Genomic DNA, 11,868 nt, shown 5'->3' on the forward strand with positions numbered 1-11,868 from the left:
TAATTTTTTGCGGGGCAAAACGTGCGAACGTCGGTTAGACAGTCGGCCCGGCAAGGTTAGTGATTTCGGTACGGCTATTCCTCACGCGCTTTCCACTCTTTCCAACGGAAATAGAGGTTCGCGCCAATCTCGGCGAAAGGCGATGGTACGAGCTTCGATGGTTGTGGTTCAGCCAAGAAATGCGCGGAAATTTTCGAAGGCCGGTTCAACAACGTGTCGGCCGCGGCGATGCCGGTTAGCGTACTGCGCACAGTTCCCAGGCCGTTGCAGCAGCAAGCCGCGAAAAGGCCCGGCTCAAGTTCGCGCATCACCGAAACGCCGTTCCAGGTCAGGCAGAGGTGTCCAGCCCAACTGTATTCCATCGGAACATCGGCGATCGCGGGAAAGCGGTCGGCGAATTTTCGCCGATGAACCTTTGCCGCACGGGCGACCGCTGACTTCGACGGCACCATCCCAGGCAGATAGCTGGCGCAGGTCCGGGTGATGATGCGGTTTCCGCCCTGTGCCGTATCGATGCGTCTCATCGTTGTCCCCATCGGGTCGGACGGGGTAATGCCCCAACGAGGCTGCCCTCCCAGCCTGGAAAGGGCTCCAGCGTCGAGCTCGACAGTCATCGAGGCGTACAGGAAAACGTGCATGAGGCGCTTGCGTGCGAAGCCGAAGCTCTCCAGGTGCCCGTTGTTGGCAAGAATGACCTTCGCCGCGGCGACACGGCCATTGGGCGTTGTAAGTATCCAATCTTGGTTCACTCTTGCAAGCTTTGAGACAGGGGATCTCTCAAACACGAACACGCCGTCGCGTCGAAGGCCTATACCAAGCGACCGGATATACCCCGCCGGCTGGATCATCACTGTTCCGGGCGTGTAAAGGCCAGATGTGTAGTGGCGACTTCCCGTTACGTCTTGCATCGCCTTGCCATCGAGCATCTCGCTGGCTTCGCCCAATTCAGTGAGGTGTTTCGCATAACTTGCGTTGAGGTTGCGCGCTGTCTCGCTGGCTGCGCCGTTGATCTTGCCCGCTGGATCGAAATAGGCGGCGTCGATTCCATACTCTTCGACGCACTCCTTCGCGAAGGAAATGGCCGCGCGATTCAGCGCGATCATTTGCTTGTCGTCCTCGACACCCTTTCCGGCATAGTCATCGGACTGCACATCGTGAGGCAGGTCGATCATGAAGCCTGAGTTGCGGCCGGAAGCGCCTTCGGCGAGACCGCTGGCCTCAAGAACCGCGATACGAAGATTCGCGTCTTGTTGGCGCAGACGTTTGGCGGCTGAAAGACCAGCGAAGCCGCCGCCAACTATGGCGACATCGACACGGATGTCGCCTTCAAGGGGCTCAGAACAGGGTTGGGCTGGGAGGATGGCGTTCCAGGCTGCCGGCCCCTGTTGGACCGGCAGCCTTTCAGCCTTGTGGACGTTCACGCAACCGCCTCATCTGCGTCATCGGTGAGATCAAGCCAGATGGTCTTGATTCTGGTGTACTGGTCGTGGGCGTGGATGCCATTGTCGCGGCCGCCGAAGCCGGAAGACTTGAACCCTCCGAAGGGCGTGGTGATGTCTCCCTCGCCGAAGCTGTTGACGGTCACGGTGCCCGCCCGGATCGCACGTGCTCCCCTTATGGCTCGTTTCGCGTTCGATGTGTAGATCGACGCACACAGTCCGTACTCTGTGTCGTTGGCAAGCGTAATGGCTTCATCGAAACTCTCGACAGTCAGCACCGTGAGGATCGGTCCGAAAATCTCTTCCCGCACGACCTTCGCGTCGCGGTCGCTGACGTCCAGGATCGTGGGTTCCACGAACCCACCCTTGGCCTTTCCGCCGAGCAGCACCTTCTGGCCCTTCTCGAGATAGGAGCAGACTTTTTCGAAGTGCGCCTTGGAAACCAGCGCACCCACCCGATTCTCGGGATTCAGCGGGTCGCCCATCGGCCACTCCCTGGCATGCGCGATAACCCGCTTGAGGAGTTCGTCCTTGATGCCGCGTTGAACGATGAGCCGCGAGGAGGCAGAGCAGTTTTGTCCCATATTCCAGAACGCGCCGTTCACGACGTGGGCGGCGACGCGATCGATATTCTCCGCGTCGTCCAGCACGATGGCCGGGTTCTTGCCGCCCATTTCCAATGTCACTTCCTTGAGGTTCGACTCGGCCGAATAGCGCGGAAAGCGTCTTCCGGTCTCCGTCGAGCCCGTGAACGACACCATATCCACATCCATGTGTCGCCCAAGCGGCTCCCCGACTTCGGAGCCACCGCCCGGCAGCACGTTGAAGACGCCGGAGGGGATACCCGCCTCCATCGCAAGCTCGGCGACACGCAGCGCGGTCAAGGTCGTTTCCTTGGCCGGCTTGACGATGATCGAATTGCCCGCGGCGAGTGCCGGTCCGATCTTCCAGGCCAGCATCAGCAGCGGGAAATTCCAGGGCAGGACCAGGCCCACGACGCCGACGGGTTCGCGGACGACCATCGCAATGTGGTTGTCGGAGGCCGGCGCCACCTGATCGTAGATCTTGTCGATCAATTCTGCATGCCAGGCAAGGCAGTGGATGGTTTCAGGCACATCGACGTTCTCGCAATCGTAGATCGTCTTGCCGCTGTCGAGGCTTTCCAGAACGGCCAGTTCATGGGCGTTGCGCTTCATGAGCTTGGTGAGACGGATGAGGGCTTCCTTACGCGCCGATGGATGAAGGCGCGACCAGCGACCGTCCTCGAACGCGTCGCGCGCCTTTTGTACGGCAAAGGCTGCGTCCTCAGGACCGCAGGAGGCAACCTTCGCAAGCACCTTGCCCGTCGCCGGATTGATCGTTTCGAATGTTTTCCCAGAGATTGCCGGTCTGAAGCTGCCGCCGATGAATGCCTGTGTCGGAAACTCCAACTTGGCAGCAATCGCCACATATTCCTCGTGTGTCAGAAGATTGCCCATGCTCATGCCTCCGCTTCAATTTCCGCAATCGTGCGCTTCAGGACCCGGACGACCTGTTCCAGCTGGCGCATATCGTCCTTGTTCAATCCCTTTAGTGGGGGTCGTGGGGGGCCGGCATGGAATCCAGCCATTTCACAGCCGTACTTGATGCATTGAATGAATTTTCCCCCCTGCTCCAGCACGCGCATCAGAGGCATTAGCGCGGACATGATCCGGCGCCCTTTGGCGAAATCACCCTCGACCGCGCATGCGCGGTAAAGCGCGCCATGTTCCTTCGGCAGGAAGTTCGAGCCCCCGCAGACCCAACTGCGCGCACCCCATGCAAAGAACTCCAAGGCCTGGTCGTCCATTCCGCAGGACATCTGGATGTGCGGGTAGTCGCGGGCGAGCAGATGTACCCGGTTGATGTCGCCGGAGCTTTCCTTGATGGCGCAGAAATTGCGGCTGCGGGCGACGCGGTCGAGGAAATCCTCGCCCATGTTGATCCCCATGCGGCCCGGGTAGTTATAGAGCATGATCGGGAGGTCCGCCGCCCGGTCGATCGCCAAGGCGTTGAGGGCGTTTTCGCGCTCCGTCGGCACCGAATAGGGCGGCGATCCGGCGAGAATGGCCGAAGCGCCGATCTTGGCCGCCGTCTCGGCCATCAGGATCGAGTCCTGCAGCCGGATAGCGACTGTGCCTATGGTAAGAGACACGCGATCGCCAATGACTTCCTTGGCGAACTTCGCCATTTCGACGCGTTCGTCCATCGACTGCGCATAGTATTCGCCCGTCGAACCGCCGCTGATGATGCCGTGCACACCTGAAGCTATCAGGTGCTCAACGATTTTGGCGAACGCATCGCGATCGATTGAACCGTCGTCACGATGTGGCGTGATGACGGGAGTGTATATCCCCTCGAATTTCATCAAATTCTCCTCAACCTATACTGTCAGGCACCCGTCCCAGTGGAACGAAAAAGGTTGCCGGCGCGACGAAGCTCTCGATCTGAGCGCGGGACAGTTCCCAGTGCGCTATCGATAGCTCGGCGCAGCCTTCTGCATCCCCCGCGTCAATAAGCTCGATGAACTGATCGTGCTGTTGAACGGCTGTCGCCCGTTGGGCGGCCAGGTCGGCATTTCGCGGGCTGTAGAACGTCATCCCGATGCGCGTGTGATCAATTAGCAATCGCTTCAGGCTGGGCATCAGAAATTCGTTGTCTGCCATCTCGCCCATGATCGAGTGGAAGCGCTCATTGGTCAGCGCGCGTTGCTCGGTGTCACCATCCCGGATAGCGGCGCGAAACAGAAGCTGCGTGTCCTTCAGCCGCATGATCTGTGGCGGGGTCGCATTTTGGGCAGCCAGCCGGCCGACTGCTGCGTAGACCATCGGCGCCGCGATGAAAAAATTCCTTAGCGTCTTGTGGTTCATCGGGACGACCTGAGCGCCGCGATTCTCGTGGAGAACCACGTAGCCTTCTCCTGCAAGTTGCCGGAGCATTTCGCGCACCGGAGGGCGGGACATGCCATACGACTCGGCGATCTCGGTCTCGTCGAGATAGCTCCCTGGCTCCAGCTTCTCTGTCAGAATGCGGCGACGCAGATCCTCCAAGCAATTGCTTTTGTTTCGTTTAGCGTCACCGGGCATGGATGATCCTCACAAGGGTTTCGTCCTGCGATCTAGCATCACAATCTTTGTAGCGCTTCATAATACATATTGTCTATTCAGAAAATTTATGTTGTAAGAAAAAAACGACATAAGGGGACAGCGAATGGATATCCAGGGTGAAGAGCCCGTCATTCGATGCGATGGCGTCTGGAAGGTATTCGGCGCCAAGGCCAAGGAGGCAATCCGCGCTGTCAAGGCTGGAGAGCTGAACAAAGCTCAAATCCGCGACAAGCTCGACTGCGTCGTTGGGGTCAGTGACGCCACCTTCAGCGTCGGCCGCGGTGAGATATTCTGCATCATGGGGCTGTCGGGATCGGGGAAGTCGACCCTGATCCGACACATCAACCGATTGATCGAGCCTACTGACGGTGCGATTTACATTGAAGGCCGAAACGTCAACGCCATGAGCGCGACGGAATTGCGTCGGATCCGCGCCGAAACCATCGGCATGGTTTTCCAAAACATGGCCTTGATGCCCCACCGCAACGTTCGGGACAACGTAGCGTTCGCCCTGGAGGTGAGAGGCATCGCTGAAGACAAGCGCCGTGCGGTTGCCCGGCAGGCTATCGAGGCGGTGGAGCTCACCGGGTGGGACCTCAAGTATCCAGATGAGCTTTCCGGCGGCATGCAACAGCGCGTAGGCCTGGCGCGCGCCATAGCAGCCAATCCGTCGATCCTGCTGATGGACGAACCGTTCTCCGCGCTCGATCCGCTTATCCGCCACCAGTTGCAGGGCACCTTCATGGAGCTCTCCGCCGAACTCCATAAGACCACCGTATTCATCACGCATGATCTATCCGAGGCGATCCGCATCGGCGACCGCATCGCCATCATGAAGGACGGCGTTCTGGTGCAGATCGGGACGCCGGAGGAGATCGTCACAAACCCCGTGGACGATTATGTCGCGCAGTTCGTCGGCGGCATCTCCAAACTCGATCTTGTCACCGCCGCCAAGGTGATGTTGCCACTTGAGCAATACCGACAGACGAACGGCTCGACCGATACCGCAAATTGGCCAGTCGCCCGGCCCGACGACAAGCTCAACACATTGGTAAACCTGTCTATCGGAACCGCCCATCCCATCCTGGTGCGAGACGGCGACGTCGTTGCCGGTGTCGTGACCAAGGACGCTTTGCTGCGGGGCATTCAAGGCCGGGACCACGCCGGCCCGGCTAAACGGGAGATCAATTGATGGCCGACGAAAAGACCTCCAACTGGCTGAACCCGTTCGAGAGCGTCGATCTAAAAATCGCCGATCATTCCGACGGCATAAAGCAATGGGCGATCGAAAACCGCGAAGCAATCCAGCCCTTCAAAATCTTCCTCGATGGCGTAATTCAAGGCATCGAACGGGCTTTTCTGGCGACTCCGCCGCTCGTCATGCTCGCTATCATCGTGTTGATCGCCTGGCAGGCCGCGGGACGCCGGACCGCCATCTACGTCGCAGTCGCTCTGACTGTCCTCGGGTTTCTCTCGCCAGAAGCGTGGTCACTGGCGATGACGACGCTGGCTATCGTGATGGCTGCGGTGATCCTCTGCGTGATCATCGGGCTTCCTGTGGGAATCTTCGCAGGCAAGAGCGATCGTTTCGAAGCTGTACTTCGGCCTCTCCTGGACACGATGCAGACCATTCCAGCGTTCGTCTACCTGGTTCCCGTCGTCATGCTTATTGGAATTGGCAATGTCTCGGGCGTCCTGGTTACGGTCATATTCGCGCTCGCCCCGTTGATCAGGCTCACCTCGCTAGGCATCCGCACTGTAAATCCAAGCGTCGTCGAAGCGGCCCGCGCCTTCGGTGCCTCACCGTCACAGATCATGTTCAAGGTCGAGCTGCCGATGGCCACGCCGACCATTTTCGCGGGCCTCAATCAGACCATCATGCTGTCGCTGTCGATGGTGGTCATCGCGTCGATGATCTCGGTCCGCGGCCTTGGCAACGAAGTGCTGCGCGCCATGGGACGACTGGATGCCGGCAAGGCCATCGTCGGCGGGCTTGGCATCGTGATTCTGGCGATAGTCCTCGATCGCATCACCCAGGGCTTGAATCAGTCGAGGCGCGAAAGAGGCCATCGCCACTGGTGGCAGAGCGGGCCTATCGGGCTGATCACCAACCTGTTTCACAAGCACGCCTGACGCGAACCAATTTCACATGCAACAAGGGAGAAAGCGCATGAAACTCTTTTCTGTGACTACAGCGATCGTCCTATCGCTTACCGCAAGTCCACTCTTTGCCAAGGACAAGCCAGGCGAAGGCGTTACCGTCCGGCCGGTGATACAACCAGCGATCGAGGAAATGTTCCAGGCGCGGATCATCTTCCGCGCGCTCCAGGACCTTGGCTATGCCGTTGCCGAACCGCAGGAGGTCATCGCCCAGACCGCGCATCTCGCCGTTGGCACGGGTGACGCCGATTTTTTCACCGACAGCTGGGATCAGCTGCATGAAGCATTCTTCAAAGAAGCGGGTGGACCGGAGAAGATAAACAAAGTAGGCACCTTGGTCGAAGGCGCCCTCCAGGGCTATCTGGTCGACAAGAAGAGCTACGACGCCGGGGTCAAGAATCTGGGCGACCTCAAAGACCCCAAGATCGCTGCTATGTTCGACGAGGAAGGCGATGGCAAGGCCGACCTCGCCGGCTGCGTGCCCGGCTGGGGATGCGAACGCGTGATCGAGCATCAATTGACCGAGTATAAGCTTCGTGACACGGTCACCCACAATCAGGGCGAATACAACGCGATCATCGCCGATACGATCGCACGCGCCAAGAACGCTAAGTCCGTCCTCTACTACACATGGACGCCCTATTGGGTCTCGGGCGCGCTGGTTCCTGGCAAGGACGTGGAATGGCTGAGCGTGCCTTACACTTCCCTGCCCGATGGTGCCAAAGCGAACACCGAGTTTGATGGCAAGAATCTGGGCTTCGCGGTGGACAGCCTGCGGATTGTTGCTCGCAACGATTTCCTTAAGGCCAATCCGGCGGCGGCCAAGCTGTTTGAGCTCGCGAAGATCGACATCAAAGACATCTCGGCTGAGAACAAATTGATCGCCGACGGTGAAAAGAACTCCGTCGACATCGACAAGCATGTCGAGACCTGGATCGCGGCCCACCGCGATGCATACGACGGCTGGCTCAAAGCGGCTCGCGAAACGGTGAAATAATTGTCGACAGCGGGGCGCTCCAGGCAGCGCCCCGCAACTTATTTTGCCCCTCGCCCGCCGCCATAGGCGCGATCTCACCGCAGCAGCGAAATAGCCGTCTTGGCGGGGCGACATCATGGGCATCGAGCGCGGACCAGCGATTCGGAGCTCGTTCACCGGCTTGGCATGTCTAGAGCGATACAGGCCTACATCGCCATTCGCTCCGGGTAGCCAGGATTGACCCTAATTGAAATTGAGCAGGAAGAACTGATGAGTTATTTCAGGGGAAAGACGGCCCTGGTGACAGGTGCCGCCGGCGGCATCGGAGCGGCGATCGTCAAACAGCTGCGAGCTGAAGGCGTCAGGGTCGCCGTCGCAGATCGCGACGTGGCGGGCGTGGACGCCGAGGCGCATTTGCCCGGCGACCTGCTTGATGCAAGCTATGCGGACAGTTTGTCCGCAGCCGCATTTGCGGCACTGGGCGGCCTGGACATCTTGGTCAACAACGCCGGCGTGATCACGCGGGGCTCGGTAGCCAACACAACGGACGCCGACTGGGCCTTGTCGCTCGGCGTGAATGTAGAAGCGCCTTTTCGTGTGTGCCGGGGCGCCATTCCTATCATGGCGGATCGAGGTGGCGGCGCGATCGTCAACGTGTCGTCATGCTGGGGCGTTCGGCCGGGTCCGAACCACGCCGTATACTGCATGACGAAGGCAGCCGTGGCCTCGTTGACCCAGTGCATGGGCATGGACCACGCCCATCAGAACATTCGGGTCAATGCCGTGTGCCCCAACGAGGTCAACACGCCGATGCTTCGAACAGGCTTTATCAAACGCGGCTTCGACCCGGACACGGCGGTTGCCGAACTGGGAAAGACCGTTCCGATTGGCCGGATTGCGGAGCCGGAGGATATTGCTGCGGTGGTCCTGTTTCTTGCCTCCGACGCCGCCCGCTATATGTGCGGCTCGCTGGTTGAGGTCAACGGCGGAAAGCCCGTGGGATGAACAGGTTCGCAGGAAAGGTCGCACTTGTCACAGGTGGTCGCAGCGGCATCGGTCTGGCCATTGCACGCCGGTTGCGAGACGAGGGCGCGCGGGTATTCACGGCACAACGCGGCGAGGACCACGAGTGCGAAGGGATAGCCGTTGATTTCACCGACCCGTTCGCGGCGTCTGGCGCTGTGCAGTCAGTTGCCGGCCGTGCCGGACGGCTCGATGTTCTGGTAAACAACGCCGGCATGATGCAAGAAGCACTCGTGGAGGACACGAGCCTCGAGGACTGGCAGCGGACGATAACGGTCAATCTGACAACACCATTTGCCATGATCAAGGCAGCACTGCCGCATCTGCGAGCGGTTGGCGGGACGATCGTCAATATTGGCTCGATAGAGGGGCTCGGCTCCAACCCGAGACACGCTGCCTATTGCGCTTCCAAGGCTGGAATTAACGGTCTGACCCGCGCGGTAGCGGTCGACCACAGTGCCGAAGGTGTCCGATGCAATGCCGTTGCGCCAGGCTGGATCGACACTGATCTCAACGTTGAATTCATAGAAAGCATGCCCGATCCGGCAGGGTTCCGCCGGGATATCGGCAAAATTCATCCGGTGGGACGCACCGGCAAGCCCGAAGAGGTCGCAAGTCTGGTGGCTTGGCTGGCCTCGGACGAATCGTCGTTTGTGACAGGTCAGGTTTGGACCATCGACGGCGGCCGAATGGCGAAGCTTAGTCTACCACAATGAACAGTCACCCGGCCGATCTCGCGCCAGCCGCCGTCTGCCGGATCTTACCCCTTTACGACAACGAGCATGAACAGAAAGGCCGCGAAATTGTCGCCATCAATCCGCATTCCAACGACCATGTCGGGCGTAGTGCTGACCGGACATGGCGGCTTCGACAAGCTGCAATTCAAAAGCAACCTCTCGGTTCCACAGCCGGGCCCGGGCGAGGTTCTCATAAAGGTGGCTGCGGCTGCGATTAACAACACCGACATCAATACCCGGATCGGATGGTATTCCAAAGGAGTGAGGAGCGGAACTTCGGAGGGCGGCTCCTCCGGATTTGAATCGTCGGAGGATGACGACGCGAGTTGGACAGGCATGGCGTTGTCCTTCCCTCGCATCCAAGGCGCTGATTGCTGTGGCTACATCGTGTCCGTTGGAGAAGGTGTCGATGATGGGCGGATCGGCGAACGGGTTATCGTGCGGAATTTGCTTCGTACCTATGTGGACTATCGACCTTGGGAATGCTGGACATTTGGGTCGGAATGCGATGGCGCCTTCGCGCAATACGCGAAAGCGCCATCGCGTGAGACGTTCAAGGTCGACTGCGACTGGAGCGACGTGGAATTGGCTGCGGTGCCTTGTGCCTATTCGACCGCCGAAGGCATGTTGCATCGGGCAGACGTGAGGGCTGGCCAGACTGTGCTTATCACGGGCGCCTCCGGTGGCGTCGGGTCTGCTGCGGTCCAGTTGGCAAAACGGCGTGGGGCCATCGTCATCGCGGTTGCAGGTCAAAGCAAGGCCGCCACGGTACGCCAATTGGGTGCTGATCGCGTCTTGGCGCGTGACGAGAGCCTCGTCGACGTCATAGGAAAGGACTCGATCGATGTTGTCATCGACGTCGCGGCAGGCCCGCAATTTCCGCAGCTGTTGGACGCATTGCGACGCGGCGGACGCTATGCCGTCGCCGGTGCGATCGCCGGACCGATTGTCGAGCTTGATGTCCGCACGCTCTATCTCAAGGATCTGAGCTTCTTTGGCTGCACATTCCAGGAGGACATCGTCTTCGAAAACCTCGTGTCTTACATCGAGAGCGGCGAAATACAGCCGCACGTCGGCAAGACCTATCGATTGGAAGACATTGTCCAGGCGCAGGAGGATTTCCTGTCCAAGAAAATCAGCGGCAAGCTGGTCCTCGTCATACCCAGGTGAAAGCGCCAAAATGCAAAACCTCAAGATTCAGAAAATCGACGTCTTCCAAGTCAACCTTCCCTATTCTGGCGGCGTTTACCTCCTTTCGGGTGGGCGAGAATACCGCAGCTTCGATGCGACGATCGTCCGGGTGACCACGAACACCGGCATAGAGGGATGGGGCGAAAGCACGCCGTGGGGTTCGACCTATGTCGCGGCCCACGCGCTGGGTGTCCGCTCAGGAATCGCCGAGATTGCGCCCAGTCTGATAGGTCTCGATCCGCGGCGAGTCGACCGCATCAACGAGGCGATGGACTTTGCGCTGGTCGGCCACGAACATGCGAAGACAGCGCTCGACATCGCGTGCTGGGACATCTTCGGAAAGTCCGTCGAAATGCCAGTTTGCGAGTTGCTAGGCGGCCGGACGAGCGTCCGCATGCCGATCATCTCATCGATCTATGTGGGTGATCCCGATGAGATGCGGAGGCGCGTCGCGGAACACCGAGCGAAGGGTTATATCGGGCACTCCGTCAAGGTCGGCGACGATCCGGCCATCGACGCCGAACGCATCGCGGCTTCGATGGCTGACAAGAAACCAGGCGAGTTCTTTCTCGTGGATGCCAATGGCGGCATGACGGTGGAGACCGCCCTGAGAATGTTGCGATTGCTACCGCAAGGTCTCGACTTTGTCTTGGAGGCCCCCTGCGCGACGTGGCGCGAGTGTGTCTCGCTGCGTCGAAGGACTGACGTTCCGATAATTTTCGATGAGCTCGCGACGAACGACGCGTCTATCGTCCAGATAATTGCCGACGATGCGGCAGACGGTATTGGCCTCAAGATTTCCAAGAATGGCGGTCTCACCAAAGGTCGTCGCCACAGAGACATCTGCCTCGCAGCGGGCTATACGGTCAGCGTTCAAGACACTGTAGGATCGGATATCGCGTTCGCGGGCATAGTGCATCTTGGGCAGACCGTTCCCGAAAAGAATCTTCGATGCATTCTGGAATGTCGAGATATGGTGACTACAAAGGTGGCAGACGGCGACTTCGAGGTAACTGAAGGGCGTGTCGTCGCGCCTGACGCGCCTGGACTAGGCATTACTCCGCGCCTGGACGTCCTGGGCGCTCCAGTTGCAACTTATTCTTGATTGAGCGGTGTAGGTCGTGCCGGTTGCAAACACGTGCATGACCAGCATCGGCGCCGTGCAACCACAATATTGAGGCCTCTGGCCAAGCTCTACAGCATCGCCTGGGCGCTTG

Annotated in this window: 11 protein-coding genes; 7 read left to right on the plus strand and 4 right to left on the minus strand. The window is 59.4% G+C overall.

The features are described 5' to 3' along the window. Positions 1-74: 74 nt before the first annotated feature. The 4 genes from BQ8794_RS01740 to BQ8794_RS01755 are packed head-to-tail and all read right to left on the minus strand — an operon-like array spanning position 75 to position 4,543. Positions 75-1,421, minus strand: a complete 1,347-nt coding sequence (locus tag BQ8794_RS01740) for an NAD(P)/FAD-dependent oxidoreductase (RefSeq protein ID WP_077372174.1) — start codon at positions 1,419-1,421, stop codon at positions 75-77. After that, the gene (locus tag BQ8794_RS01745; protein WP_077372177.1) at positions 1,418-2,917 is read right to left on the minus strand and encodes an aldehyde dehydrogenase; all 1,500 of its coding nucleotides are present in this window, start codon (positions 2,915-2,917) and stop codon (positions 1,418-1,420) included. The genes BQ8794_RS01740 and BQ8794_RS01745 overlap by 4 nt, the downstream gene beginning before the upstream one ends. A gap of 2 nt (positions 2,918-2,919) precedes the next feature. After that, positions 2,920-3,825: a dihydrodipicolinate synthase family protein gene (locus BQ8794_RS01750; RefSeq protein WP_077372180.1), complete on the minus strand. Its 906-nt coding sequence runs from the start codon at positions 3,823-3,825 to the stop codon at positions 2,920-2,922. Between the two features lie 10 nt (positions 3,826-3,835). Further along, positions 3,836-4,543, minus strand: a complete 708-nt coding sequence (locus BQ8794_RS01755; RefSeq protein WP_077372183.1) for a GntR family transcriptional regulator — start codon at positions 4,541-4,543, stop codon at positions 3,836-3,838. Positions 4,544-4,862: 319 nt separating this feature from the next. Between BQ8794_RS01755 and BQ8794_RS01760 the strand changes: the two genes are divergently transcribed. From BQ8794_RS01760 to BQ8794_RS01790, 7 genes are all read left to right on the plus strand, one after another. Further along, the gene (locus BQ8794_RS01760; RefSeq protein WP_342187071.1) at positions 4,863-5,756 is read left to right on the plus strand and encodes an ATP-binding cassette domain-containing protein; all 894 of its coding nucleotides are present in this window, start codon (positions 4,863-4,865) and stop codon (positions 5,754-5,756) included. After that, the gene (locus BQ8794_RS01765; protein ID WP_077372189.1) at positions 5,756-6,697 is read left to right on the plus strand and encodes an ABC transporter permease; all 942 of its coding nucleotides are present in this window, start codon (positions 5,756-5,758) and stop codon (positions 6,695-6,697) included. The genes BQ8794_RS01760 and BQ8794_RS01765 overlap by 1 nt, the downstream gene beginning before the upstream one ends. Before the next feature lie 37 nt (positions 6,698-6,734). Continuing rightward, a complete protein-coding gene (gene proX, locus BQ8794_RS01770) occupies positions 6,735-7,721 on the plus strand; it encodes a glycine betaine/L-proline ABC transporter substrate-binding protein ProX (RefSeq protein ID WP_143744424.1) in 987 nt (328 codons plus the stop codon). Between the two features lie 216 nt (positions 7,722-7,937). Then, positions 7,938-8,705, plus strand: a complete 768-nt coding sequence (locus BQ8794_RS01775; protein ID WP_244554821.1) for an SDR family NAD(P)-dependent oxidoreductase — start codon at positions 7,938-7,940, stop codon at positions 8,703-8,705. Further along, positions 8,702-9,439 carry an SDR family NAD(P)-dependent oxidoreductase gene (locus tag BQ8794_RS01780; RefSeq protein ID WP_077372198.1) on the plus strand — a complete coding sequence of 246 codons (738 nt, stop codon included), beginning with the start codon at positions 8,702-8,704 and terminating at the stop codon, positions 9,437-9,439. Before BQ8794_RS01775 ends, BQ8794_RS01780 begins: the two co-directional genes overlap by 4 nt. 66 nt (positions 9,440-9,505) lie before the next feature. Further along, positions 9,506-10,630, plus strand: a complete 1,125-nt coding sequence (locus BQ8794_RS01785; RefSeq protein ID WP_077372201.1) for an alcohol dehydrogenase family protein — start codon at positions 9,506-9,508, stop codon at positions 10,628-10,630. 10 nt (positions 10,631-10,640) lie between these two features. Next, positions 10,641-11,756 carry a mandelate racemase/muconate lactonizing enzyme family protein gene (locus BQ8794_RS01790; protein WP_077372203.1) on the plus strand — a complete coding sequence of 372 codons (1,116 nt, stop codon included), beginning with the start codon at positions 10,641-10,643 and terminating at the stop codon, positions 11,754-11,756. The last annotated feature ends 112 nt before the right edge of the window (positions 11,757-11,868 follow it).

This window comes from Mesorhizobium prunaredense (assembly GCF_900156895.1).
In the GTDB taxonomy this organism is placed as follows: Bacteria; Pseudomonadota; Alphaproteobacteria; order Rhizobiales; family Rhizobiaceae; genus Mesorhizobium; species Mesorhizobium prunaredense.